Source organism: Blastococcus capsensis (assembly GCF_030165005.1).
Lineage (GTDB): Bacteria > Actinomycetota > Actinomycetes > Mycobacteriales > Geodermatophilaceae > Blastococcus > Blastococcus capsensis.
Window position 1 is genome coordinate 1 of sequence record NZ_JASNNW010000026.1, and the last position, 25,873, is coordinate 25,873.

Here is a 25,873-nt window from a genome sequence, read left to right on the forward strand (position 1 = left end):
AGCAGCCGATCTCCAGCGGGAAGCCCTGGCGGTCGACGAGCAACCCGACCACGACTTGCGGGTCGACTCGCCGTTCCTTGGAGTAGCCGACTTTCCGCAGGTCGTCCTCGTGTTCGGCCTCGAAGTACAGCGTCGTCACGTCGTAGAGGCACAAGGTCAGATCCCCGACCGTGCTGGCGCGGGCGAAGCACGCCGCTGCGACCCGAGCCCGGTAGTCGCCCCTCACCGCCTTACGCAGGGTGCGGTTCATCGTCGGGTAGCTGGCCGGCCGGCGCCCCAGGTCGGTGAGCACCCGACCGGCGTCCAGCAGTGATGTCGGTTCCACGATCCGGGCGATGACCAAGTCGCAGAACACCTCATCGGTGGCCGCAGTGAATCCCAGCGCGGTGACCACCCCGAGCAGGGCGTCGTACAGCAGCCGGGACCCGGTCGCCAGCACCCGGCCTCCGCTGTCCCGCGCAGCCGCCGACCGGCGAGCTGGCGGCGCCGGCACCGCCGGCAGCACGCCCTGCCCGCCCGGGGCCCCGGCCAGCGGCAACACCCGCGGCGTGGGCTCGACCCCCAGATCCAGCACGCCTTGGGCCGGGTCACCCAGCAGCTCCCGGGCCCGCTGCATCAGCACCCCGAGCTCGGCATCGGTGTGCGCCGACCCCACGTGCTTGACGATCTCCTGCCGCCCGGCCCGGTACGCCGCGATCTGCACCGCCGTGGCCCCAGAGGCGGTCCGCACCCGCCGGATGAACGCCACACCCCGACCCTAGGCTGACCCCGTTAGTGCGTGAAACCGCGCCAAGTCCAGACCGTCCCCGCAGCTCAGCGAGCCGCAGCGGAAATGATCATGCAGCCCCGATCGAAGTCAGGTCGGAGAGTCAGTCACGCCGAGACGAAGCGCTACGGTCCAAGCGGACGTCGCTAGACAGTCCGCCCCACGGCCGCGGCGAGTCGGACCGCAGCCGATCTGTGCGCGCCCAACTTCTCGAGAATAGGTAGTGGCCACTCCGCACCTCTGTCACGGAATGCGTGCAGCCGGATGGCGATGGTTAGAGGCGCCAGGATCCCTGGGTCTCCAGCGGCTCGTTCGAGGGCCGCTAGCGCAAGCGCCTCAGGCTGCCTTTCAGCGGACTCTGCGATGCAGGCTGCTGCACCGCTCCGAACCTCAGGATCAGGGTCTCCGAGGAGAACGGTCCATGCGAGCACATCACCCCCCAGCGTCGCCGCCTCGATCAGACGAGCCGAGTCCGACCGCAACTGCTTTCCGCCGGTCACTGATTGCGCTACCAGGCGTGCCACCTCAGTCCGGGATAAAGCGCCGCTGGCTACCGCAAGGGTCAGCATTGACGCACCCTTCTCACGACCTGCCATCCACCCGTGGTCAGGCAGCTCTGCGTCTTCGAGGAAGGCAGGCGCGATAGACCGAAAGCGCTCCTGGACGTTGGCGGGATACTCCCGAAAGTGGCTCGCGATGAACCTGGCCGCTCCCCGCTTGTCCTCACCGCTGACTTGAGGCTCCACGAGGGTCTCAATCAACTCATCCCAGCGCGCCAATGTCGGCCAGTGGAAATTCAGCAGCGCCACAGTGCGCCCTGAGTCATGTCCACCAAATCCATAACTATGCGCACGAGCCGAGGCCACCGCGCCTGCTAGCCGCGAGGAATGACGCTCGATCGCCGATCTGGCCGCCTTTTCCGTCAGCTGCCTAACGTCACCGATAGCGCCCAATGCATCATCGTCCCCTTCCTCCGCCCTAGCCATCATAGAGCTCATGGCCTCGTCAGTTCCCGCGAGCTCGGCCAGTGAGGCGGAGAGGCCTTGCCCAGATTGCCTAGAGATCGCTCCAGAGAGACCAGTCCACTCCCCCATCTCCATCTCGACAAAGGGCCCCATCCTGCTCACCAGGCGCCCGTACGAGTTTTCAAGGACGCCGTCACCCACGTCGGGCATGGCACACACATGCGCCATAATGGCGCGACGGCCCTCCTTGCCACAGGCCCGAACGAGACCGGTTAGCGCATCCACAACGTAGAGACGAACGATGAAGGTCGGGCTAACTCGGGCCACAAAGGAGGGGGTGTCTTCGAGTATCCTGAGACACTCGGACACTGCACTATGTGCGGAATCACTAGAGAGGAAGTCGCCGGCGCGCCGCCATAGCTCCAACGTCGATCGCGCCAACGAATGGCACCAATGCGCAGGAACCGTCGCCTCGACCCAATCGGCCATGACCTCGGCTGGGCCATTCGTCTCGAGCCACTGCGCCACCAGTTTCAGGGACTCAACGTCCCCCGACAGTCGGAGTGACGCAAGCGCGGACCCAAGACTGGCTCGATCATTCGCCGCCTGCGTGACCCGATACATGGCGGCCTGACGGAGCGCGGATCGATACGCGGAATAGTCAGCGGCGAGCTGACCCGTGGCCGAGGCACTCCATAGCCGGGCAGCAGCGACATCTTCGACGGACCATCTTCGAGTCCGATCCTGGACTCGGAGCCTGAAGTTCTTCGTAAGTGCGTCTGCGAGCCCGTAGCTGAGGGACTGCTGTCGCCACCAGGCCATCACATTATCCGAGAAAGTCAGGAACGAATCCCGCTGCCCCTCTCGCGCCCCAATCTCAGCGGTGCTGAAGATCAACCAGGCGGCTGATGCGCGTATCGCTCGAAGGGTGACGTCGTCACCCGGATCAGACTGAGAGACGATCCTGTCGGCTAGGGCTCGAGCCTCGGACACCCGACCAACCTCGAACAACAGATTCATCATGTGCGCAGACAGCCACGCATGGTCAGTGGGTTCATGGCGGTCACCATCAACCTCCTCAGCGGCCAACCTTAACGCTTCATCCCACTTCTCTTCGTCCACGAGGTGGCAAATCATCAGCGCAGATGCGGCAGCGCGGTTCGCGGAGCCAGCGGGCGCTGCGTCGCGCAGGGCGGTGAAGAGGCTCCACGCTCCCGCTTCCCTCATGGCGGCCTGCCATGACGCACCAACCAACCGCCAACGCCACTCCCTGCGCCCTAATGCCTCTGACTCAGAAGGCACATCACCGTGCTCCTCAGCGGCCGCACGATAGTCACGCAGACGACCTGCATATATCAGCGCTAGAGCCTCCTCGGCCGAGATGGCCGACTCAGTACCGGCGCTCGGGTGGGGGGCTACGAGTCGCGGCGCCAGTAGCGCCGTTCTGAGACGGCGACCCATGCTCAGGGAGTGGACTCCCGCGCTCCACGCGGATCCTTGATAGTCGGGCGCTGACAGACCTGTGGTGGCCACGTTGATCAACGACTGCAGATGACCCATGTCGATCGTTTGCGCTCTGGGTACAGCGATACGAACGCCGTCTCCGGTTGAGACCAGAGCATCGGCTGTCACATGCGCCCAATACGATACTCGCGAATCTTCGTCATTCAAGACGACGATATGGGGAATGGCGTGGTTTACCCAATAATCGAAATGCCTTGCGTCGGACTCATAGAACCACCACCCAGATACGTCTCCGGTCGCCACATCCTTGATTTCATGGCTGAACCAACTGTGGCCAGACTTAACCTGGATGCCAATAAGGACATGTAGATCGAATCTTCGTCCATCACGGACTTGGCAGTAGATGTCTGTCCCTAGGTCGTGATTACTGTTCTCAACGGGACCCCAGTTGATCCTGCGCAGGTTTCCCATAACGTCGCTTATCCCAGATGTGCCAATTCGTTCTTCGCGACTAGCTCGCACTCAGATCTCCGTTCGAAGCGACGACCCGCAGTTTAAAACGCGCAATTGCAGGCGCGATCACCCTATTGATTGCGCTCTAGTTGAGCAAGACAGTTGCATCGAGGTGTACCCCTACGACTCAGGTGGGCGCATCCCGCGGAACAGGCTTTGCTGGGTAGACGCGGCCTGAGGGACCATGGGGTCATGCGGTTCTTGCAGCGGCCTTCCCACGACCTGACCTACTCCGACGTCTTCATGGTGCCGGCGCACTCGACGGTGGGGTCCCGGCTCGAGGTCGACCTGACCACCCCCGACCGGGTGGGTACGACCATCCCGATCGTCGTGGCCAACATGACGGCGATCTCCGGCCGGCGCATGGCCGAAACCGTGGCCCGGCGCGGCGGGCTCGCCGTCCTGCCGCAGGACATCCCGGTCGACGTCGTCAGCGAGGTCGTCTCCTGGGTGAAGTCGCGGCACCCCGTCTACGACACCCCGATCACCCTCGGCCCGACGTCCACCGTCGGTGAGGCGCTGGCGCTGCTGACGAAGCGGGCGCACGGAATCGTCGTCGTGGTGGAGGGCGGCTCCCCGGTCGGCGTCGTCACCGACGGGCAGTGCCAGGGCGTGGACCGGTTCACCCAGCTGTCCGAGGTCATGACCCGCGAGCCGCTCACCATCCCGGCCGGCACCGACCTGCCCAAGATCTTCGACGTCCTCTCCGGTGAGCGGGTCAGCGCGGCGCCGGTGGTGGAGGGCGACCGGCTGGTCGGCGTCGTCACCCGCAAGGGCGCGCTGCGCTCGGCGATCTACACGCCGGCCACCGGGCCCGACGGGTTCCTGCTCACCTCCGCCGCCGTCGGCATCAACGGCGACGTCGCCGGCAAGGCTTCGTCCTTGCTCGCCGCGGGCGTCGACGTGCTGGTGGTCGACACCGCGCACGGCCACCAGGAGAAGGCCATCGAGGCGGTGCGCGCCGTGCGCTCGGTGGCCGGGGCGGTTCCGGTGGTGGCCGGCAACGTGGTGACGGCGCAGGGCACCCGCGACCTGATCGAGGCCGGCGCCGACGTCGTCAAGGTCGGCGTCGGCCCCGGCGCCATGTGCACCACGCGGATGATGACCGGGGTGGGGCGGCCGCAGTTCTCCGCCGTCGAGGAGTGCGCCGCCGAGGCCCGCTCCCTCGGCAAGCACGTGTGGGCCGACGGCGGCGTGCGGCATCCGCGCGACATCGCGCTCGCCCTGGCCGCGGGCGCGGCCAACGTGATGGTGGGCTCCTGGTTCGCCGGGACCTACGAGTCGGCCGGTGACGTGCACGACGACGGCGGCCGGCTCTACAAGGAGTCGTTCGGGATGGCGTCCGCGCGGGCGGTCAAGGCCCGGACGTCGACCCAGACCGGCTTCGAGCGGGCACGGGCGGGACTGTTCGAGGAGGGCATCTCGTCGTCCCGGATGTACCTGGACCCGGCCCGCCCGGGTGTCGAGGACCTGATCGACCAGATCGTGGCGGGGGTGCGGTCCTCGTGCACCTACGCGGGCGCGCGCACCGTCGACGAGCTGCACGAGCGGGCGGTGCTGGGGGTGCAGAGCTCGGCCGGCTACGAGGAGGGCCGGCCGCTGCCGACGTCCTGGTGAAGGCGCTGCCGCTGCCGGTGTTCGAGGCGCTGGTCGCCGACGCGCTCGACGAGGTGCCGGCCGAGCTGATGGCGCTGCTGGACAACGTCGTCGTCCTGGTGGAGGACCGCAACCCCGACGAGCGCGAGCTGCTCGGCCTCTACGAGGGGTACGCGCTCACCGAGCGCGGCTGGGACTACGGCGGCTCGTTGCCGGACCGGATCATGATCTACCGCGAGGCGATCTGCGACATCTGCGAGACCGAGGACGACGTGGTCGAGGAGGTCACGATCACCGTCGTCCACGAGATCGCGCACCACTTCGGCATCGAGGAGGAGCGCCTCCACGAGCTCGGCTGGGGCTGAAGAAGGACCCGCTCCTCCCCACCCCTCGCATGCTCGGGGCGGGCCCCTGGAGCGGGCCGCTCCAGCAACTCACCGGCGGGTAGCGTGGGACGACGTGCCCGACGACATCGCTGCCACCGGCAAGCTGCCGATCAAGATGCTGCACGACCGCATCCTGGTCGCGCTCCGCAAGGAGGACGGCGACCGTCGCTCCACCGGCGGCATCCTCATCCCGGCGACCGCGCAGGTGGCCAAGCGGCTGGTGTGGGGTGAGGCGCGCGGCATCGGCGCGAGCGTGCGCCAGGTGAAGGTCGGCGACCAGGTGCTCTTCTCGCCCGAGGACCAGCACGAGGTCGAGGTGCACGGCGAGGACCTGATCATCCTGCGCGAGCGCGACGTGCACGCCGTCGCCGCCGAGCGCATCGAGGAATCGACCGGCCTCTACCTCTGAGTCCCTACCGCTCGGCACGCCCAGCTGGACCGCGGCGCGGCGCCGGGCGGCAGGGGCGGGGTGTGGACGGCCACGGCGGCGCAGCGCCGCGGCGGGGAGGCCGCGGGGGCAGTTCCCGGACGGGCGCCGCGGACGATCCTCGGCGAATGGCCGGCCGACACGCCGACGGCGACCACCACGCGACGATGATCGACGCGGCGGAGGGGCGCTCAGATCTCGCCGGCGCGCAGCCGGGCCAGCCAGGCGTCGGCGTCGGCGAACGCGGCGTCGGACGACTCCGGCCGCACCGGCCGGTTCTCCCGCCCGTCGGCACGGGGGTAGGAGCCGAGGAACCGCACGTCGTCGCAGAGCCGGTGCAGCGCGGCCAGCGCCTCCCCCACCCGCGGGTCGGCGACGTGCCCCTCGCAGTCCAGGGAGAAGGAGTACACGCCGAGCCGCTGCCGGGTGGGACGCGACTCGATGCGGGTCAGGCTGATGCCGCGGACGGCGAACTCCTGCAGCAGCTCCAGCAGCGCCCCGGTGCGGTCGCCGACGACCGCCACCAGCGAGGTCTTGTCGTTCCCGGTGGGCGCGGGCAGCGGACCGGGGCGCGACACCAGCACGAACCGGGTCACCGCACCCGGGTGGTCGGCGACGTCGTCGGCCAGGACGTCGAGGCCGTACCGCTCGGCCGCGATCGCCGCGCAGACCGCCGCGTCGAACTCGCCGGCCGCCACTGCCGCGGCCGCAGCGGCGGTGGACGTCGTCGGCAGGGGCGAGATGCCGGGGAGCAGCTCGGTGAGCCGCCGGCCGGTCTGGGCGAGCGCATGGGGATGGCTGGCCACCGAGCCGACGCCGGCCAGCGCGGTCCCCGGGCGCACCGCGAGCACGAAGGCGACGTCCAGGAAGACCTCGGCGGTGATCACCAGCGGCTCGCCGTCGGCCAGCCCGTCCATCGTCGCGGGCACCGAGCCCTCGACGGAGTTCTCCAGCGGGACCAGCGCCGCATCGGCGTCCCCCGACCGGACGGCGGCCAGCGCGGCGGCGACACTCGGCTGGGGGTCGCGCCGTCCCTCCGGGGCAGTGATCGCCCTGCTCAGGGCCGCTTCGGTGAAGGTACCCTCGGGCCCCAGATAGGCGAACCGCGACGGAGACGGACTGGGTGGCATCCCGGGCATCCGACGAGGGTAGTGCGCTGAGCACGAGGCGGTCGCCCGGCCCGGGAGCAGGGGCGGGCCACCGGCAGCACCGGCCTCGCGGCCGCCTACCCCTGACTGGAGGGATGCGTGACCCCCGCCCCCGCCCGCGTTCCCCCCATGGGGCTGGAGGCTGCGCTGTGGCGGCTGCTCGACGCCGGTCAGCGGGAGGATCCCACCCGGTTCCATGCTCTCCTCGACGAGGCCGAGGACACGTTCGCGGGCAGCGACGAGCCCCTCTGGACCGCCTGGCGGCACGTGGTGCGCGCCTGCAGGAACCAGCTCGACGGCAACCAGGACGCCACCGCGGACGAGATCGCCGCGGCGCGGGAGCTGCTGGACCGGTGCCCGGTGTCGGCGGAGACCGCCGTCCTGATGGCGTACCTCGCGCACGTCGAGACCGCCTGCGACCACCTCGACCACGCGATGCTGCTCGCCGTCGACGCCAGCCTGCTCACCGACGGGCGGTCCGGACAACCCTCGCGCCCCCTGCTGCAGGCCCACCGCTGGCTGTCGATGACCCTGTCCGGCCTCGACCTGGAGGAGCTGGCCGTTGCGCACGCCGTCCGGGGCCACCGGGTGGCCGCGGCACTGCCCGACGTCGGCGACCGCTGGCGGCTGCTGCTGCTCGCCGCCCGCCAGCGCGTCGAGCTCGCCCAGACGCTGCGCCGCCGCGGGGACGCCGGCCGCGCCGGGCGGCTGGCCGCCGAGGCCATCTCCTGCGCCACGCAGGCCCGGGAGCTGCCCTGGGAACCGGAGCAGGCCGACGCCGACCTCCTGGACGTGGTGCAGGCCTGGGGGCTCGTCTGCAGCGGCGAGCTGGACGCCGCTCTCGGCCCGCTGCGGCGGGTCCGCCGGTCGCTGCAGCGCGACGGCGGCCTGTGGCTGCGCGGCTACACCGATCTGGTCCTCGCCCGGCTGCTCGCCGCGCTCGCCCGGCGGGACGGCGACGTGACGATCGGCGAGGAGGCCATCGACCTGCTGGTCGACGCCTCCGGGGCGTTCGCCGCCACCGGGGACCGCCGCCGCTACCGGCAGACCCTGCTGGAGCTCGGCCAGGACTACGCCGATCTCGGCCGGCCGGCCGAGGCGCTGCACTGGCTGGAGGCCTACCGCGCCGAGACCGGGCGCGCGCACGCCCGCAGCCGCGAGATGTGGGCGGAGATGTTCGTCCGCCGCAGCCGACTGCGCGAGGCCGAGCGCCAGGCGGCACTGCTGCGCCGGCACGCGCTGGAGGACCCGCTCACCGGCCTGGGCAACCGGCGCAGCGCGGAGCGCCGGCTGGGCGCCCTGCGGCTGGGCGAGGAGCCGCTGTCGCTGGCCGTCGTCGACGTCGACCGGTTCAAGGAGGTCAACGACGACACGTCGCACACCCACGGCGACGCCGTCCTGCGCCGGGTCGCCGACCTGCTCCGCGAGCACAGCCGTGGGGACGACGAGGTGTACCGCTGGGCCGGGGACGAGTTCCTCGTCCTGCTGCCGACGGCGACCGAGGCGCAGGCGCTCGTGGTGATGGAGCGGCTGCGGTCCGCAGTCGCGGAGGCAGACTGGAGCGACCTGCGGCTGCCCGATCCGGTGACCGTCAGCATCGGCGTGGCCACCGCACCGGCGGCGCCGGACGGGCAGCCGGGCACCGTCGTGGGCTGGCGGTCGCTGTTCGACACCGCGGACCTGCACCTGTTCTCCGCCAAGCGGCTGGGGCGCAACCGGGTGCGCGCCCACGGCCCGGCCGACGCGGCCACCGGTCGCGGGGCGAGCGCGTGAGCTCACCCGGGGAGGAGAGCACGTGAGCTTCCCGCACGCGTGGGACGGGAGGGGCGCGACGGACAGGAAGCGGCGCGTTTCCAGTGACGTGCTCGACACGTTCAGTAACGACATGCACAGTTCGCTCGTGCCACCGGGAGCCCTGCACCACCGGGTGACCGCCGCTCTGAGCAACTGGCAGCTCGACGACGCCGAGCAGCTGCTGTCCGGGGTCGAGCGGGACCCGTCGCCCTACGTCGCGGCCGTGCCGACCGCCGACGCGCCCGAGGGCGCCCCGACGTCGCTGGGCCGGGCGTGGGCGGACACGCTGCGCGCCGAGCTGCTGGTGCGCCGGCTGCGCGTCGCCGGGTTCACCCTGGTCGGCGACCCGGTGGCCGGGAACTCTCCCGCCGAGCCGGCGCTCGACCTGCACGCGGGGGTCGCCGAACTGATCGACGGCCAAGGCGCGCCCTCCCGCGAGGACGCCGACCCGCGTTCGGAGTCGGCGTCCCGGGCCGCACTGGCCATCGCCCTCGTCCGCTCGGCCAAGGCCGCGTTCGACGCCGCCGACGACGACCTCCAGCGGGCCGCGGGCCTCGCCCGGCACGCCCGCATCGAGCTGCTCTCCCGGCGGATCGACGCCGCGATGGACGAGGCCGTGGAGGCCGCGAGCCTGCTCGACCCGGCGCTCCCGCCCAGCGCGCTGCTGGTGGACACCCTGGGCACGCTGGCCGGCGTCCTGGCCGACCTCGAGCTCATGCCGCTCGCGCTGGACTACCAGCGACGCGCGCACGAGACGGCTCAGGCGGCCGCCGCCGACCCCGCCGTCCTCGGTCCGGAGGACCCCGACCCCGATGTGCTCGTGGCCGTCGCTGCCGCCCGCCTCGGTGAACTGTGCGCCGAGCTCGGCGAGGGGCTGCTCGACGACGGCGCGCCCGAGTCAGCCGCCCCGTACTTCAGCGAGGCCCGGGAGCTGGCCGAGCGGGCCCTGGCGCAGCTGCCCCCGGACACGGCCGGGATCGTGGCTGCCCAGGTGGTGCACGGCTGGGCGCTGGTGGGCATGGGCGAGCACGCCGCGGCGACCGGTCCGCTGCGCGCCGCCGTCCGGCACTCCGCGGCCGCCGCCGACCGCGACCGCCTCGCCTCGGCGCAGCTGGCGCTGGGCCGGGCACTGCGCCGGCAGGGCGAGGAACGGGCCGCCGACGAGCACCTGGTCGCCGCCCTCGGCCTCGCCACCGAGCACGGCCTGCCCCGGCTGCGCCGGGCGGCGCTGCGCGAGCTGTGCACACTGCACGCCGACCTGGACGACGCCGGCCGGGCGCTGCCCTACCTGCAGGCGTACCTGACCGACGAGCTGGACCGCGTCGACGAGCGGCGCACCCGCTGGGTGGAGTTGTTCGGCCGCCGCAAGAGCCTGCTGGAGACCGAGCGGGCCGCGGGCCAGCTGCGCCGGCAGGCCTACGAGGACCCGCTCACGCACCTGCCGAACCGGCGCTACGCCGAGGCGCGGCTCGACGGCCTGCTGGCCGCCGGCGGCATCCCGGCCCTGGCCGTCGTCGACGTCGACCGGTTCAAGTCGATCAACGACTCCATCGGGCACCCCGGCGGCGACGCCGTGCTGCGCGTGGTCGGGGAGCTGCTGGTGGCCGGCGTCCGCGACACCGACGAGGTGTGCCGCTGGGCCGGCGACGAGTTCGTCATCCTGCTGCCCGAGACCACCGCCGAGCAGGCCGAACGAGCGCTGGAGCGCATCCGGGCCTCGGTCGCCCGCTACCCGTGGGTGGAGCTGGGCCTCGACGTACCGGTCACGATCAGCGCCGGCATCGCCTCGGCGACCCGGGGCGACGACCGCAAGACGCTGTTCGCCGCGGCCGACGGCGTCCTCTACGACGCCAAGCGCAGCGGACGGGACCGGGTGGTGCGGCTCTCGGCGCTCACCCAGACCCGCGCCCCGGGCGCACCGGCCGCTCCCGCCCCCGTGACCCCCGGCGGCACCGGCGGCGTCCCGGCTCCGGTGCTGCCCAGGCCGTCGGACGACGCGCACCATGCGCTGGCCGCCGTCCGCGAGGAGGCGACCGGATTCGCGCCGCTGGTGGACCCGCCGCATCCCCCGCTGAGCAGCGGCCGGCCCGGCGACCCCCTGCTCGGGCCGCTCCCCCGGTCCCCGCAGCCGACGACGCCGGCTCCCGTCACCGCCGGCGGGCCGGAGGCCGTGTGGGCCACCGGCCGCAGCACCGAGCAGGTGCTGGCGCTGGTCCGTCAGACGCGGCGTGAGCAGCCCGACCGCCCCGCACTCGTGCTGCGCGCGGCCCCGGAGACGCTGCTGGCGCTGGCCGCCGAGCACGGTGCGGCCGCGACCATGGACGCTCTCGCGATGGCCGCGGCGGTGGGCCCGGTGCCCGAGCCGGTCGGCCGCACCACCGTGCTCTGCGCGGGTGGCGCCGACGCCCCGGTCGCCGCGGAGGTGGCGTTCGTCGCGCGGATGGCCGGCACGTCCGTCACCCGGCTCGACGACGTCTCCGTCAGTCGGCTGCGCGCCCTGCTGGACGGCGGCTCGCTGGTCGCCGACTGCCTCGTGGTCGTCGCCGGCATGGACGCCTACCTGGCGACGGCGATCGGCCCGCTCACCGACGTCCCCGTGGTCGCCGTGCCCACCTCCGCCGGTCAGCCCAGCGCGTTCGGCGGCCTCGGCGCGCTCATGACGATGCTCAACTCCTCCGCACCGGGGGTCGTGGTGAGCACCATCGACAACGGCTACGCGGCGGGTGTGTTCGCGGCGCGGGTGAGCCGGAGGAGCGGCGAGCGGCCGTGAGGCTCTGGGGGACGGCACCTGGCCGCGGTGTCGTCCGGAGGACGACGGTGTCATCGTGATCGGGTGGCTGGATCTGGCGGCCGGGGCATCGGGCGACATGCTGCTCGGCGCGATGGTCGACGCGGGGGTGCCGCTGGACGTGCCGGCCGAGGCGGTGGCCGCGCTGCCGGTCGAGCACGTGGTCCTGGAGATCGAGCAGGTCACCCGGCACGGGCTGGGCGCCACCCGCGTCCACGTCCGCACCCCTCCGTCGGACACCGCGCGCACCTGGGCCGACGTCCGGTCGCTGCTGGCCGCCTCCGCCCTGCCCGCACCGGTGCGCGACGGCGCCCTGGCCGTGTTCGAACGGCTGGCCGTGGCGGAGGCGCGGGTGCACCGCACCGACCCCGAGGACGTGCACTTCCACGAGGTCGGGGCGCTGGACGCCCTGGCCGACGTCGTCGGGGTGGTGGCCTGCCTGGAGTACCTGGAGCTCGACCGGCTGACCGCCTCCTCCGTGGCCCTGGGCAGCGGCTCGGCCCGGGGCGCGCACGGCGTCGTCCCCGTTCCCGGCCCGGCCGTGCTGGAGCTGCTGGCCGGGGTCCCGGTGCACGCCGGGGCAGTGGCCGCGGAGATGTGCACCCCCACCGGCGCGGCGCTGCTGGCCGCGCGGGTGGACGAATGGACGACCCTGCCCGCCCTGCGGCCGGAGCGGGTGGGCACCGGCGCCGGCCAGCGGGATCCCGCGGAGCTGCCCAACGTCGTCCGGCTGGTGCTCGGCGAACCGGCCGACCCGGCCCTGCCACGGCCGGTGGTGCTCGAGGCGAACGTCGACGACCTGGATCCCCGGCTGTGGCCGGGCGTGCTCGACGCACTGCTGGCGGCGGGCGCCTCCGACGCCTGGCTGACGCCGATCCTGATGAAGAAGGGCCGCCCGGCGCACACCCTCTCGGTGCTCTGCCGGCCCGACGCCGTGGCGGCGGTCCAGGCCGCCGTCTTCGCGACGACGTCGACCATCGGCCTGCGGGTGCTCGAGGTCGGCAAGGTGGCGCTGGACCGGACGCAGGCGGCCGTGACCGTGCTCGGCGGGCAGGTGGGGGTGAAGCTCGCCGTCTCCGGCGGACGGCCGGTGAACGTGAGCGTCGAGTTCGACGACGTCGCCGCCCTGGCCCAGGACCTCGGCCTGCCGGTCAAGGAGGTGCTGCGGGCGGCCACCGCCGCCGCGGAGGCCGCCCATCCGGTCGCGCCCGGGCCTCCGGCCGGCACCCCGCCGCTCTGGCGCTGACGGCGCCCGGGCTGCAACCGGCGTCAGCGGCACGAACCTCACCGTGCTGTCGCCGTCCCCGTGCTGCTGCGAGAGGTCGGGCACCGCAGGGTGAGGTCGGCGCGCGCGGGCAGCTCAGACCACCGGGTCGCCGACGGCCCGCTCCACCGCGCCGGCCCGGGCCGGCCCGGTCTCCGCATCGGCGCGCGCCAACCGCTCCACCGCGTCCCGGAGCACCTCGGGCGGGTGGGTGAACGGCAGCCGGAGCCGGTCGTCGAGGGCGTGCCCGGTGCCGAACAGCGGCCCGGCTGCCAGCCGCAGGCCGTGCCGCTCGGCGGCGGCGGCCAGCGCCCGGGACCGGGCCGACGGCAGGCCGCACCACAGCACCAGCCCACCCGTCGGCACCGGTACCCGCCAGGCCGGCAGCCGGTCCCGGAGCGCCGCCACGAGCGCGTCCCGACGCTCCCGCAGCCTGGCCCGGTGCCCGACGAGCTCGGCGTCGAGCCCCTCGAGCAGCACGCAGGCGGCCAACTGCTCCACCAGCGGCACGGACATCACCGAGCGCACCGCGACGGCGGTGAGCTTCCGGACGACGTCGGCGTCCGCGCGCACCCATCCGATCCGCAGCCCACCCCACGCGACCTTGCTCAGGGTGCCCACGGTGACGTGCCCGGTACCGAACGCGGCCAGCGGCGGCGGGGGCGGGCCCTCGAACCAGATGTCGGCGATCGTCTCGTCGACGACGGCCAGGGTGCCGGCCCGGCGTAGCGCGCGGGCCAGCCGCTCCCGGCCCGCGGTGTCGAGCAGCCGTCCGGTGGGGTTCTGATAGTCGGGCATCAGGCATGCGCCGGCCGGCCGGGCCTCCGCGAGGACCCGCTCGGCGGTTCCGAGCCAGGCGTCGAGGTCGTCGGGGTCGAGCGCGGTGGGCAGCAGCCGCAATCCCTGCGCCCGGGCGGCCTCCAGCGCATTCGGGTAGGTGGGTTGCTCGACCAGGAGCCGCCGCCCGCGCGGGAACAGGCCGGTGAACGCCGTCGCCAGACCGTGCAGGGCGCCGACGGTGACCATCACCTGCTCCGCGCTCGTCGGCAGTCCGCGCGCCGTGTACCGCTCGGCCACCCGCGCACGCAGGTCGGGCAGACCGGCCGGGTGGTACCCGTGCTGGGGCAGGTACCGCGGCAGCTCGGCCAGCGCGGCGGCGAACGCGGCGGGCACCGACGACGGGGCCGACGGTGCGGCGTGCGCGAGGTCGATCAGTCCGTCGTCGGCCGGCCCGGGCACCCAGCTGCCCCGGTGCGGACCGGCCGGGAGCGCGGCGAAGGTGCCCGCGCCCTGGCGGGCGGTCGCCCAGCCGTCCTCCCGCAACCGTGCGTAGGCGGCGGTGACCGTGGCCCGGCTCAGCCCGAGTGCGGCGGCCAGCTCGCGTTCGGCGGGCAGTCGGGTGCCCAGCGGCAGCCGGCCGTCGGCGACCAGCAGCCGCACCCGCGACGCCAGCGCCGCGTACCGGGGCACGCGCGTGGCGCCCAGGTCGCCGACCAGCCCCGCCAGCCGCCGCGCCGAGGTCGCCGCCACGCCATTTCCTCCCGATTGGACTGTGGTTGACGGGCCAATCCTGGCCGATGATCGACGTGTGAACCAGCGTCTCCTGCTCATCGGCGCCCCCGCCACCGTCAGCGGCACCCCCCGGCGGCTGCTGCAGCTCTACGCGGGCCTGGCGCTGTACGGCGCCTCGATGGCGCTGATGGTCCGCTCGACCCTCGGCGTGATGCCCTGGGACGTGCTGCACCAGGGGCTGGCGGGCCGGCTCGGCTGGTCGATCGGGGCGGTCACCATCGCGGTGGGCGTCCTCGTGCTGCTGGCGTGGATCCCGCTCCGCCAGCGCCCGGGGCTGGGCACGGTGAGCAACGTCGTCGTCATCGGCCTGGCCGTCGACGCGACGCTCGCCGTCCTGTCCGCACCGGAGGCCCCGGCGGCTCGGGCCGGGTTCCTGGCCGCCGGTGTGCTGCTCAACGCCGTCGCCACCGCCGCCTACATCGGCGTGCACCTCGGCCCGGGGCCGCGCGACGGGCTGATGACCGGCCTGGTGCGGCGCACCGGGCGGTCGGTGCGGCTGGTGCGGACGTCGGTGGAGGTCGCCGTCGTGGCCACCGGCTGGCTGCTGGGCGGCACGCTCGGGCTCGGCACCGTCGTGTACGCGCTGGCCATCGGCCCGCTGGTGCAGGTGCTGCTGCCGCGGCTGTCGCTGCCGCTGGCCGGGTCAGTGCCCGCGGCGCAGCCCGGTGGCGGCCACGACCGGGACGACGGCGAGCACGAGCACCGCGACCGCCGTCCCGCCACCACCGGCCCAGGCCGCGAAGACCAGCAGTGAGGACAGCTCGGTCCCGGCGCCGGCGACCGACGTGATCGTGACGCGGTACGGCCCGGTGATCCGCCGCTGCAACTCCGCCTCGGCGGCGACGAGCACCGCCAGGTACAGGCCGTAGGCCACCGCCAGCGCGGCCAAGGCCACCGGCGGAGCCACCACCGGCACCAGGAGCAGACCCGACCCGGCCCCCAGCAGCAACGCGGCCAGGAGGACCGCCGAGGGCCGGGCCGGCCGGCCGCCGAGGGCGGCGCCGGCACGCCCCGGCGGGACCAGCGGTCCGCGAGCAGCCCCGCAGGCACCTCGGCCAGCAGCCCGGCGACCGACCAGAGCGCGGACAGCAACGACAGCTGGGCACCCGACAGCCCCGTGTCGAGGAAGAGCAGGGCGTAGAGCGGATAGAGCGGCACCAGCTCGGAGAGCGCGGCCCAGCCCACGGCCAGGCGGGCGAGCGGCCGGGCCGCCCCGGGCAGCGGGGAGGGTGCGGATCAATGTCGGCGCATGCCGGGGACCGTACTCGCCGACTCCGGCTCCGGTCCCGAATCCGAGGCGGGAACCGGAGGCGAGCAGCGGAACAACTCGTGCGGGGGAACTGCCCCGGCGGGCCTCGATGACGCTACTGTCCGCGCCGTTGCGAAACAGAACGGATCGGAGTCGCCGGCCGTATCGGAGGGACCGGGTCCTCGCCGATGGCCGGCTGGACGCCACCGAGGTGGCCGTCGCCCTGCCCGGCCGGCCGCTGCGGCGGGTCTCCACCGCGGGCGCACGGGTGCGCGACGACACGGGCAAGCTGCTGGGCCTCGTCCTGACCTCCACCGACGTCACCGAGCAGCGCGCGCTGGAGGCCGCGCTGCGCGAGGCGGCGCTGCACGACCCCTTGACCGGGCTGCCCAACCGCAACCTCCTGCTGGACCGGCTGGACCAGAGCCTGGCCGCCGCCGAGCGCGCGCAGCGGCCGATGGCGGTGCTCTACTGCGACCTCGACGGGTTCAAGCCGGTGAACGACTTCGCGGGGCACGCGGCGGGCGACGAGGTGCTGGTCGAGGCATCGCGCCGGCTGGCCGCCGCGGTGCGCCCCGGCGACACCGTGGCGCGGATCGGCGGCGACGAGTTCGTCGTGCTCTGCCCCGAGGTCGGCTCGGAGGCGGCCGCCCAGGTGATCGCCGACCGGATCACCACCGCCTTCGACCAGCCGCTGCGCCGGTCGGGGGGCGCCGAGCACGCGGTCGGCATCAGCATCGGCGTCGCGCTCTGCGGCCCCGGTGACACGGCCGACACCGCCCTGGCGTCCTCGGACGCCGCCATGTACCGGGTCAAGGCCGCCCGCCGGCCGGCGCACAGACGGGCACCGGCCACGGTCTGATCCGCCTCCCACCGGGCGCGTGAGCACCGACCGTTACCGTGGGCCACCGAGAGATCGCCTGCCCGAGCCCCGCCCGGCAGAGCCGAGCGAGGAGAGTTCGAGAGTGATCTGGTCGGTCGTCCTGGCCGCGTTCGTCCTGGTGCTGCCGGTCGAGCTGCCCGACAAGACGCTGTTCGCCAGCCTCGTCCTCGCCACCCGCTTCCCCCCGCTCCCGGTCTTCGTCGGGGTGGGGACGGCGTTCGGGCTGCAGGTGGCGATCGCCGTCACCGCCGGGTCGCTGCTGTCCCTGCTCCCCGAGGCGCTGGTCACCGGCGTCGTCGCGCTGCTGTTCCTGGTGGGCGCGGTCATCCTGTGGCGCAGCGCCGCGAGCGGGCCCGAGGACGGCGGGGAGGCCGCCGAGACCCGGGAGCAGACGTCGTTCCTCCGGGCGGCGGCCATCTCGTTCGGCGTCCTGTTCGCCGCCGAGTGGGGCGACCTCTCCCAGCTGGCCACCGCCGGGCTCGCCGCCCGCTACGACGCCCCCGTGTCGGTGTTCGTCGGCTCCTGGGCCGCGTTGCTGGTCGTCTCCGGCCTCGCGGTGTTCCTGGGCAGGAAGCTCGCCGACCGGCTGCCGATCCCGCTGATCAGGCGGGTGGCCGCGGGCCTGTTCCTCGTCTTCGCCGTCGTCGCCGCCGTGGAGACCGTCCGCGCGCTGGCCTGACTACCCGAGCGTGGCGATCCAGTCGGCGACCGCGCGCCCGATCTCGTGCGGCGAGTCCTCGGGGACGAAGTGGCTGCCCGTCACGGTGACCTCGGTGAGCGCCGGCCAGCTGCGCACGAACTCCCGCTGGCGGCCGACCAGGATCGACCCGGGCTCGGCGTCGATGAACAGCTTCGGGACGTCGCTGCCCGAGAGCCAGCCGGCGTACCGCTCCACGACCTGGACCACCTCGGCGGGGGAGCCCTCGATCGGCAGCTGCCGCGGCCACTCGAGGGTCGGCCAGCGGTCCTCGGGCCCGGCGAAGGGCTCGCGGTAGCGGTCGTGCGCCTCGGAAGGAAGGCCACGGGCCACGGACGCCGGCAGGATCCGCTCGACGAAGACGTTCTTGTCCAGCACCGCTGCCTCGCCCTGGGGGCCCCGCATGAGCTGGAAGATGTTGCGGGCGTCGGCGGGCCAGTCGTCCCAGGTCACCGGCGTGACGATCGCCTCGGTGAACGCGATGCCGCGGACCGCGCCGGGGTGGCGGGCGGCCCAGTCGAAGCCGAGCCCGGAGCCCCAGTCGTGCAGCACCAGCGTGACCCGCTCCGTCGCGCCCACCGCGGCGAGGAACTCCTCGAGGTAGCCGGCGTGCGTGGCGAACGAGTAGGTGCCCGGGCCGGCGTCCGGCAGCTTGTCCGACCGGCCCATGCCGATCAGGTCCGGCGCGAGGCAGCGGCCGAGGTGCTGCACGTGCGGGATGACGTTGCGCCAGAGGTAGGACGACGTCGGGTTGCCGTGCAGGAAGACGACCGGGTCACCCTCCCCGGCCTCCACGTATGCCATCTCGGCGTCCTTCACCTGCACGCGCCGGCGGGGGAACGGGTCCTCGGGGGAGATCTCGTCAGCCATGCCCCCGATCCTCACACGGGGCGGTCGCCCCGCGCCGTCCCGGGAATGGCGCCCTGACCGAACGAGCCCGGCGAGTGCGACGGACTCGTGGTCATCACCCGCTGATGGCCACGAGTCCGTCGCACTCGTCGCTCACATCCGTACGGGCGCGGTCAGCCGCGGGTGACCAGGCCCTCGGACACCAGCCAGTCCAGCGCGACGTCGGCGGGCGTCTCGCCGCCGACGTCGACGCGGCTGTTCAACTCGATCATCACCTCGTCGGTGAGCCGCGGGGTGATCTTCGCGAAGACGTCGGCGATCTCCGGGTTCTCCTCGAGGACGTCGGTCAGCACCACGGGCGCCACGTTGTACGCGGGGAAGTACCCGCGGTCGTCCTCGAGGACCGTCAGGTCCAGCGACTCGATCCGGCCGTCGGTGGTGAAGACCTCGCCGAAGTTGCACGCGCCTTCGTCGGTCGCGGTGTAGACGGCGCCGGTGTCGAGCACCCGGACGTTGTCCCGGGGCACGCCCTGCGGGTCGCCGAGCGGGATGCCGTACGCCTCCAGCATCGGCTCGAACCCGTCACCGCGGGTGGCGAACTCCGACTCGACGCAGAACGTCCGTTCCTCCACCGGGAGCTCGGCGATGTCGGAGAGGCTGTCGACCCCGCCCAGCTCCGGCACCGCCTCGCTGCGGACGGCGAACGCGTAGGTGTTGTTCAGCGGCGCCGGCGGCAGCCAGGTGAGCCCGTTGGCCGCGTCGGCGTCCCGCACCGCCTCGTACTGCTCCTGCTGGTCCGGGATGCCCTCGGGCATGCCCAGGTAGTTCAGCCACCCGGTGCCGGTGTACTCCCACTGGAACTCGACCTCGCCGTCGAGCATCGCGGCCCGGGCCGGCGCCGCGCCGGGGATGCCGCTGCGGTCGACGACCTCGAATCCGGCGGTCTGCAGGGCGATCGCGGCGATCTTGCCGAGGATGAGCGCCTCGGTGAAGTTCTTGGTCCCGACGGTGATCTCCGCGCCCTCGTCGGCGACCGGTTCGATCAGCCCGGGCTGCGCCTCCGGGGTGAAGGTGTTGGCGCTCTCCAGGCCGCAGCCGGCCACCAGCGCAGCGGAGCTCAGCAGGGCTGCCGCGGCGGCCAGCGGGAAACGCATCAGAGTCCTCTCGGTCGGGCGACGTGCTCGACGACCCGGCCCAGCCAGTCGACGGCGAGGGCGAGCAGCGCCACGAGCACCGCGCCGCTGATCAGCAGCGAGTCCAGCGACAGCGTGATCCCGGTGTTGATCAGCACACCGAGCCCCCCTCCGTCGATGAAGGTCGCCAGCGTCGCGGTGCCCACCAGCAGCACCAGCGCGGTGCGCACTCCCGCGAGCAGCACCGGCACCGCCAGCGGGATCTCCACGCGCAGGAGCACCGAGAGCGCGCTCATCCCCATGCCTCGGCCGGCCTCGACCAGCCGCGCGTCGACGCCCTGGAGGCCGACCATGGTGTTGCGCAGCACGGGCAGCGCCGCGTAGACCACCAGCGCGACCACCGTCGTCCCGAAGCCGAAGCCCAGCCACATGGCCAGCAGGACGAACAGACCGATCGCCGGCGCGGCCTGCCCGGTGTTGGCGATCCCGATGACCAGCGGGCTGAGCCGGCGCAGCGGGCGCCGCGTCAGCGCGATGCCCAGCGGCACCGCGATCAGCAGGACGATCACCGCCGCGGCCGCGGTCAGGGCCAGGTGCTCCCGGATGCTGTTACCCAGGACCGTCCAGCCCAGCTGGCGGCGCTCGGTCTCGCTCAGCGCGGCGGTGACCCGCCAGACCAGGAAGGCGGCGACGCCGAGGGCGAGGAGTGTCGGCTGCAGCAGCAGCGCGCGCCAGCCGCCGTCCCCGGCGGCGGACGGGTCGGCCTGCCGCGCGGTCTCCTCCGGAGGTACCTCCTGCGGCGCGTCCTCCGGGTGCAGTTCCGTGGCCGCGGTCATCCGGCCACCTCCGTGCGGGTGCGCTGGATGGCGGCCATCACGGTCTCCACCGCCATGACCCCGGCCAGGCCGCCCCGCCGGCTGGTGACCACGACACCGCCCTGGCTGGCCGCCAGCATGGTGTCCAGCGCGTCGTTGAGGGTGGACCGGAGCCCGACGACGGGGAGCCGCTCGTCGACCGTGTCCGGCACCGTGGTCGTCCGGGCGAGTTCGGCCACGGTCGGCCAGCTGATCGGCCGGCCCCGGCGGTCCAGCACGACGACGAAGCCGTCGCCGGCGGCCTGCGCCGCGGCCACCACCTGCGCCGAGTCCGATCCGACGGTCGCCGTCGTCACCTGCATCAGGTCGACGTCACCGACCCGGGTCAGCGTCAGCTGCTTCAGCGTGGCCCCGGCGCCGACGAAGTCGGCCACGTAGTCCTCGGCCGGTTCGGCCAGGATCCGCTCGGGGGTGTCGTACTGCACCACGCGCGCGCCGACGTCGAAGACGACGATCTTGTCGCCGAGCTTCACCGCCTCGTCGAAGTCGTGGGTGACGAAGACGATCGTCTTGCCCAGCTCCTCCTGGATCCGCAGCAGCTCGTCCTGCAGGCGCTGGCGGGTGATCGGGTCGACGGCGCCGAACGGCTCGTCCATCAGCAGCACCGGCGGGTCCGCGGCCAGGGCCCGGGCCACCCCGACGCGCTGCTGCTGGCCGCCGGAGAGCTCCCGCGGGTACCGGTCGCGGTAGACGGCCGGGTCCAGCCCCACCAGGTCCAGCAGCTCGTCGACCCGCTCGGCGATCCGCTGCTTGTCCCATTTGAGCATGCGCGGGACCATCCCGATGTTGGTGGCGACCGTCATGTGCGGGAAGAGGCCACCGGCCTGGATGACGTAGCCGATCCGCCGGCGCAGCTGGTCGGCGTCCTGGTCGGTGACGTCCTCATCGCCGAGGTGGATCCGCCCGCTCGACGGCTCGATGAGCCGGTTGAGCATCTTCAGCAGGGTCGTCTTCCCGCAGCCGGACGGGCCGACGAACATCACCGTCTCGCCTGCGGCGATCTCGAGGGTGACGTCGTCGACGGCCGGGTGGTCCTGTCCCGGGTAGCGCTTCGTCACGCCGTCCAGGCGGATCGCCACCCCGCTGATGTGCCGGTCGCCGCTGCCGACCGTTCCGGCCGGCGGCGCGGAAGTTGCCTCAGACACGGATCCCCCTGGAGGTGGTGAGCCGACCCGCCAGCACGAGCAGCAGGTCGAGGACGAGTGCGAGCAGGACGATCGCGATCGTCCCGGTCAGCGTGGAGTTCACGGCGTTGGCGCCGCCCAGCCGGGACAGCCCGGAGAAGATGAAGCCACCGAGGCCCGGACCGAGCACGTAGGCGGCGATGGCCGCGATCCCCATGACCATCTGGGTGGAGACGCGGACGCCGGCGAGGACGACCGGCCAGGCCAGCGGCAGCTCGACGCGCAGCAGGGTGCGCATCCGGCTCATCCCGATGCCGCGGGCCGACTCGACCAGCGAGCGGTCCACACCGGCCAGGCCCACCACGGCGTTGCGCAGCACCGGCAGCGCCGCGTAGAAGGTCACGGCGATGACCGCAGGGGTGATCCCGAAACCGAACGGCGTCAGCAGCACGCCCAGCAGGGCGAAGGCCGGGATGGTCAGGCCCACCGCCGACGCGCCGTTGGCCAGGGCGGTCGCCTTCGGGCTGCGATACACCAGCACGGCCACCGCGACGCCGATCAGCGAGCCCAGCAGGACGCACTGGACGACCAGGCTCACGTGCTGGAAGGCCTGGAAGGCGACGAGGTCGGCACGTTCGGTCACGTACTCCCACATCGCGACAGCACCTCTCCCATCCGACACCGCAGTCGGCTCTCGTCGTTCGTGTCCTGCCACGCCTCGTGGTGGCTGCGCGGTGCCGGGATCCGGCGCACGATGCTGCCCGCCGGGCCGATGCCCGGCTGCGCGGGGACCTCCGCGCTCGTCCCTGACAGACGCTGTCACACGAGACACCCGCCAGCCAGCGCAACCACATTACGAAGTCGTGAAGAAGGCCGACGGCGCAGCCGCACGTCCACTCGGCGCTTTCCCGCCCCCCGCTGTGGAGCACATTCGGTGAGCGGTCATCCTGGGACCGGATGAAGGGCGTATGGATGTGGTTGCACCGCCCCGCCGCGCAGCGCGGGGTACGGGCTGCCGTCGCGGCCGGGCTGGCCTGGCAGGTCGCCGTCCTCCTGCCGCCGTTGCTGTCGGAGTACGCGTACTACGCCCCCCTCGGGGCGGTGATCGCCGTCCACCCGACGATCGCCGACTCGGCGAGCGCGGCCTGGCGGAGCGTCCTGGCGATGCTCATGGGGTTCGCCCTGGCGTACGTGGTCTACGAGCTGACCCGGTCGGTCCCGGACGCCCTGACGATCGCCCTGATCGTCGCCCTGGCCATCGGCGTCGAGCAGTGGCGGCGGCTCCTGCGGGACCAGGCCAGCTGGGTGAGCTTCGCCGCGGTCCTCATGATCACCGTCGGAGCGGGGCAACCGGGGCCCTACGTCCTGCGGTACGCCGGCCTCACCCTGATCGGCGCGGCCATCGGTGTGCTGGTCACCGCCGTGCTCTTTCCGCCCCTGCAGCTCACCCACGCCGTCGACCGGATCACCGCGACCCGCGCCGTCCTCGCCGAGCACCTGCACGACATGGCCGGGACCCTGCGCGAGGGACGGATCCCCGACCCCGCCGAGTGGACCGGACGCAACCACCGGCTGGACCGCTCGCTCGACCGCATGCGTGCCGCCGAGCGCCAGGTCGAGCGGGCCCGCCTCGCCAACCCGCGGGCCCGCCGCTGGAAGGGACGCGCCGAGACCATCCGCGACGAGTCCCGTGCGGTCGACCGCGTCGCCGTCCTCGTCGACGACCTCACGTCGCTGCTCGTCGAGTTCCATCCGCACCGGCGCGGCGTCGACCACGCCGACGCCGGGACCGGCTGGGTGCTGGGGGAGGCGCTGGACGGGCTCGCCGGTGTGCTCAGCACCCCGTACCACACCGGCGACGGGACGGCGCCCGACGAGCGGGACGCGCGGATCGCCCGCGCCGTCGATGCGCTGCACCGCCTGGTCGGTCTCGTCCGGACCAGCACGGTCTCCGACGACGAGGGCTTCTTCGCCCTCGGTGCGGTCGCCGTCGGTGTCCGCCGCAGCCTGTCCGCGCTCGGGGCGCAGGAACGCCTGAGTTCCGCGACATGACCCCAGCAGCTGAACCCGAGCGGGATCTGCAACCCCGGCGTCCCGCTCCCCGACTGAACTGAGGCGAGCACGCTGACCCGTGGGCTCCGGCCCGCCACAGACCTCACCCTGCGGTCGCCGTCCTCGCGCTGCAGCGTGAGGACGGCGATCCGGCGGCGAGGTCGGTGGCTCCGTAGCGCCCTGCGAGGATCTCGGTCCGCTCAGACGGTGGTGGCGATCCCGCCGTCGACCGGGATGACCGCACCGGTCACGTAGGAGCCGGCCCGCGAGGACAGGTAGACGACGACGCCGGCCATGTCGTCGGGGCGGCCGATCCGGCCCAGCGGTGACTTCGCGGCGATCTCGGCGCCGAACGCGTCGAGCGTGGCGGCCATCATCTTCGACTCGAACGGCCCCGGCGCGACGGCGTTGACGGTGATCTGCTTCGGCCCGAGTTCGCGCGCCAGCACCCGGGTGAGGTGGTGCAGCCCGGCCTTGCTGGCGGCGTAGGAGTAGGTCGGCATCGGGTTGACGTGCAGACCGTCGATGCTGCCGACGTTGACGATGCGCGCCGGGTCGCCGTCGGCCGCCGCGGCCTCGAGCCTGGGCAGGAAGGCGCGGGTGAGGAAGAACGGCGACTTGAGGTTCAGGTCGAGCAGCTTGTCCCACGCCGACTCGGGGAAGGTCTCCAGCGGCTCGCCCCAGGTGGCACCGGCGTTGTTCACCAGGATGTGCAGCTTCTCCTCCTGCCGGCCGACCTCCTCGGCCAGCCGGAGGCACTCGGCCTCGGTGGAGAGGTCGGCCGGGATGGAGACGGCGGTGCCGAACTCGGCCAGCTCCGCGACGGCGGCGTCCCCGGCCTCGGCCTTGCGGGAGCTGATGTAGACCTTCGCCCCCGCCTGCAGCAGACCGCGCGCCATCATCAGGCCGATGCCGCGGGTGCCCCCGGTGACCACGGCCACCTTGCCGGTCAGGTCGAACAGGTCCACGGGTACCTCCGGTTCGGGTGGTCGCGACGCCGTCGTCGGCGCCCCTCCCGGCACCCTAACGAGGCGGTCCGGACCGCCGGGACGGCGCTTCCGACGCACGGTATGCCAGCCTGTTGCGCGTGACCGACTCCGCCGCGACCCTGGGCGCCACCAGCGAGGTCGGCCCGCTGCACACCGTGCTGCTGCACCGGCCGGGTCCCGAGCTGCGTCGGCTGACGCCGCGGAACAACGACCAGCTGCTCTTCGACGGTGTCCCGTGGGTGGCCCGCGCGCAGGAGGAGCACGACGCGTTCGCCCAGGCGCTGACCGACCGCGGGGTCGAGGTGCTGCACCTGGCGACCCTGCTCGCCGAGGTCCTCGCTTTCCCCGCCGCCCGCGCCGAGCTCATCGGCGCCGCGGTCGACGACCCCCGGCTGGGCGCCACCCTGCAGCGCGACACCACCCGCCACCTGGCCTGGCTGTCGCCGGAGGACCTCGCGTCGGCGCTGATCGCGGGCGTGGCGCACGACGAGCTGCGCGGGCACGGGCTGGCCTACCAGCTGATGGACCGCTCGGACTTCGTCGTCCCGCCGCTGCCGAACCTGCTGTTCACCCGCGACTCGTCGGTCTGGATCGGTGACGAGGTGGCCGTGACGTCGCTGGCGATGCCCGCCCGGCACCGGGAGAGCACGATCACCGCGGCCGTCTACACCCACCACCCGCGGTTCGCCGGCGCCGAGCAGCTGTACGCGTCGAGCCTGGAGCACCTGGAGGGCGGCGACGTCCTGCTGCTGGCACCCGGGGTGGTGGCCGTCGGCGTCGGCGAGCGGACGACGCCCGGTGGCGCCGAGCGGCTGGCCCGGCGGCTGTTCGCCCGCGGGCTGGCATACACGGTGCTCGTCGTCCCGATCGCCCAGGAGCGGGCGACGATGCACCTGGACACCATCGCCACGATGGTCGACGTCGACGCGATGGTCATGTACCCGGCGGTCGCCGACTCGCTGGTCGCCTGGACCGTCCGTGCCCCGTACGGGGTGGCCGACGACGCCGACACCACCGACCTCGCCGTCACCGGGCCGCAGCCGTTCGTCACCGCGGCCGCCGCGGCCATGGGCATCGACCGGCTCCGGGTGATCGACACCGGCCTCGACCCGGTCACCGCCGAGCGCGAGCAGTGGGACGACGGCAACAACACCCTCGCGCTGGCCCCCCGGCTCACGGTGGCCTACGAGCGGAACACCGTCACCAACGCCGCACTGGAGGCGGCCGGCATCGAGGTCGTGCGGATCGCCGGCTCGGAGCTGGGCAGCGGCCGCGGCGGCCCGCGGTGCATGTCCTGCCCGGTCGCCCGCGCCCCCCTCTGACCCGGCCCCCGAGTCCC

22 protein-coding genes and 1 pseudogene are annotated in these 25,873 nt (G+C 73.2%); 11 read left to right on the forward strand and 12 right to left on the reverse strand.

The window, feature by feature from the left end; genetic code table 11:
* From QOZ86_RS18740 to QOZ86_RS21290, 3 genes and pseudogenes are all read right to left on the reverse strand, one after another.
* Positions 1-748 (reverse strand): IS1634 family transposase (locus QOZ86_RS18740; RefSeq protein ID WP_431521233.1); only part of this gene is annotated, 748 nt, incomplete at its 3' end.
* 164 nt (positions 749-912) lie between these two features.
* Entirely contained in the window at positions 913-2,853 is a 1,941-nt protein-coding gene (locus tag QOZ86_RS18745; protein WP_284493494.1) for a hypothetical protein, read from the reverse strand.
* A 423-nt stretch (positions 2,854-3,276) separates the two neighbouring features.
* A pseudogene (locus tag QOZ86_RS21290) lies at positions 3,277-3,666 on the reverse strand (DUF4365 domain-containing protein); the annotation flags it as partial.
* Positions 3,667-3,900: 234 nt separating this feature from the next.
* Here QOZ86_RS21290 and QOZ86_RS18750 point away from each other — a divergent pair.
* The 3 genes from QOZ86_RS18750 (at position 3,901) to QOZ86_RS18760 (ending at position 6,099) form a co-directional block, all read left to right on the forward strand.
* Complete coding sequence (locus tag QOZ86_RS18750; RefSeq protein ID WP_284493495.1) at positions 3,901-5,325, forward strand: GuaB1 family IMP dehydrogenase-related protein; 1,425 nt, start codon at positions 3,901-3,903, stop codon at positions 5,323-5,325.
* Entirely contained in the window at positions 5,322-5,669 is a 348-nt protein-coding gene (locus QOZ86_RS18755; protein ID WP_284493496.1) for a metallopeptidase family protein, read from the forward strand. Before QOZ86_RS18750 ends, QOZ86_RS18755 begins: the two co-directional genes overlap by 4 nt.
* A gap of 94 nt (positions 5,670-5,763) precedes the next feature.
* The gene (locus tag QOZ86_RS18760) at positions 5,764-6,099 is read left to right on the forward strand and encodes a GroES family chaperonin (protein WP_284493497.1); all 336 of its coding nucleotides are present in this window, start codon (positions 5,764-5,766) and stop codon (positions 6,097-6,099) included.
* A gap of 209 nt (positions 6,100-6,308) precedes the next feature.
* Here QOZ86_RS18760 and pheA read toward each other — a convergent pair whose 3' ends face one another.
* Positions 6,309-7,256: a prephenate dehydratase gene (gene pheA / locus QOZ86_RS18765; RefSeq protein ID WP_284493498.1), complete on the reverse strand. Its 948-nt coding sequence runs from the start codon at positions 7,254-7,256 to the stop codon at positions 6,309-6,311.
* A 108-nt stretch (positions 7,257-7,364) separates the two neighbouring features.
* Here pheA and QOZ86_RS18770 point away from each other — a divergent pair, with 108 nt between their 5' ends.
* From QOZ86_RS18770 to larC, 3 genes are all read left to right on the forward strand, one after another.
* On the forward strand, positions 7,365-9,038 hold the full coding sequence (locus QOZ86_RS18770; protein WP_284493499.1) for a GGDEF domain-containing protein: 1,674 nt from the start codon (positions 7,365-7,367) through the stop codon (positions 9,036-9,038).
* Positions 9,039-9,150: 112 nt separating this feature from the next.
* A complete protein-coding gene (locus QOZ86_RS18775; RefSeq protein ID WP_284493500.1) occupies positions 9,151-11,829 on the forward strand; it encodes a diguanylate cyclase domain-containing protein in 2,679 nt (892 codons plus the stop codon).
* Between the two features lie 55 nt (positions 11,830-11,884).
* Positions 11,885-13,093: a nickel pincer cofactor biosynthesis protein LarC gene (larC, locus tag QOZ86_RS18780; protein WP_284493501.1), complete on the forward strand. Its 1,209-nt coding sequence runs from the start codon at positions 11,885-11,887 to the stop codon at positions 13,091-13,093.
* Between the two features lie 114 nt (positions 13,094-13,207).
* Here the strand turns inward: larC and yczR are convergent, their stop codons facing one another.
* On the reverse strand, positions 13,208-14,641 hold the full coding sequence (gene yczR / locus QOZ86_RS18785) for a MocR-like transcription factor YczR (RefSeq protein WP_284493502.1): 1,434 nt from the start codon (positions 14,639-14,641) through the stop codon (positions 13,208-13,210).
* 58 nt (positions 14,642-14,699) lie between these two features.
* Here yczR and yczE point away from each other — a divergent pair, with 58 nt between their 5' ends.
* Entirely contained in the window at positions 14,700-15,437 is a 738-nt protein-coding gene (gene yczE / locus QOZ86_RS18790) for a membrane protein YczE (RefSeq protein WP_284493503.1), read from the forward strand.
* Here the strand turns inward: yczE and QOZ86_RS18795 are convergent.
* Entirely contained in the window at positions 15,327-15,632 is a 306-nt protein-coding gene (locus QOZ86_RS18795) for a hypothetical protein (RefSeq protein WP_284493504.1), read from the reverse strand. The genes yczE and QOZ86_RS18795 overlap by 111 nt on opposite strands.
* 511 nt (positions 15,633-16,143) lie before the next feature.
* Here QOZ86_RS18795 and QOZ86_RS18800 point away from each other — a divergent pair.
* Complete coding sequence (locus tag QOZ86_RS18800; RefSeq protein ID WP_284493505.1) at positions 16,144-16,794, forward strand: GGDEF domain-containing protein; 651 nt, start codon at positions 16,144-16,146, stop codon at positions 16,792-16,794.
* 103 nt (positions 16,795-16,897) lie between these two features.
* Complete coding sequence (locus QOZ86_RS18805) at positions 16,898-17,494, forward strand: TMEM165/GDT1 family protein (protein ID WP_284493506.1); 597 nt, start codon at positions 16,898-16,900, stop codon at positions 17,492-17,494.
* On the opposite strand, the gene QOZ86_RS18810 is transcribed toward QOZ86_RS18805, so the two are convergent.
* The 5 genes from QOZ86_RS18810 to QOZ86_RS18830 form a co-directional block, all read right to left on the reverse strand.
* Entirely contained in the window at positions 17,495-18,382 is an 888-nt protein-coding gene (locus QOZ86_RS18810) for a haloalkane dehalogenase (RefSeq protein ID WP_284493507.1), read from the reverse strand. It abuts the gene before it with no gap.
* A gap of 152 nt (positions 18,383-18,534) precedes the next feature.
* Positions 18,535-19,515, reverse strand: coding sequence for a glycine betaine ABC transporter substrate-binding protein (locus QOZ86_RS18815; RefSeq protein WP_284493508.1), 981 nt, complete (start codon positions 19,513-19,515; stop codon positions 18,535-18,537).
* Entirely contained in the window at positions 19,515-20,330 is an 816-nt protein-coding gene (locus QOZ86_RS18820) for an ABC transporter permease (RefSeq protein WP_284493509.1), read from the reverse strand. The genes QOZ86_RS18815 and QOZ86_RS18820 overlap by 1 nt, the downstream gene beginning before the upstream one ends.
* A complete protein-coding gene (locus QOZ86_RS18825) occupies positions 20,327-21,514 on the reverse strand; it encodes an ABC transporter ATP-binding protein (RefSeq protein ID WP_284493510.1) in 1,188 nt (395 codons plus the stop codon). The genes QOZ86_RS18820 and QOZ86_RS18825 overlap by 4 nt, the downstream gene beginning before the upstream one ends.
* A complete protein-coding gene (locus QOZ86_RS18830) occupies positions 21,507-22,148 on the reverse strand; it encodes an ABC transporter permease (protein ID WP_284493511.1) in 642 nt (213 codons plus the stop codon). The genes QOZ86_RS18825 and QOZ86_RS18830 overlap by 8 nt, the downstream gene beginning before the upstream one ends.
* 302 nt (positions 22,149-22,450) lie before the next feature.
* Here QOZ86_RS18830 and QOZ86_RS18835 point away from each other — a divergent pair, with 302 nt between their 5' ends.
* Positions 22,451-23,545: an FUSC family protein gene (locus QOZ86_RS18835; protein WP_284493512.1), complete on the forward strand. Its 1,095-nt coding sequence runs from the start codon at positions 22,451-22,453 to the stop codon at positions 23,543-23,545.
* Between the two features lie 200 nt (positions 23,546-23,745).
* On the opposite strand, the gene QOZ86_RS18840 is transcribed toward QOZ86_RS18835, so the two are convergent.
* Positions 23,746-24,513, reverse strand: coding sequence for an SDR family oxidoreductase (locus tag QOZ86_RS18840; protein ID WP_284493513.1), 768 nt, complete (start codon positions 24,511-24,513; stop codon positions 23,746-23,748).
* Positions 24,514-24,632: 119 nt separating this feature from the next.
* On the opposite strand from QOZ86_RS18840, the gene QOZ86_RS18845 reads away from it, so the two are divergent.
* A complete protein-coding gene (locus QOZ86_RS18845; protein ID WP_284493514.1) occupies positions 24,633-25,856 on the forward strand; it encodes an arginine deiminase in 1,224 nt (407 codons plus the stop codon).
* Positions 25,857-25,873 lie beyond the last annotated feature (17 nt).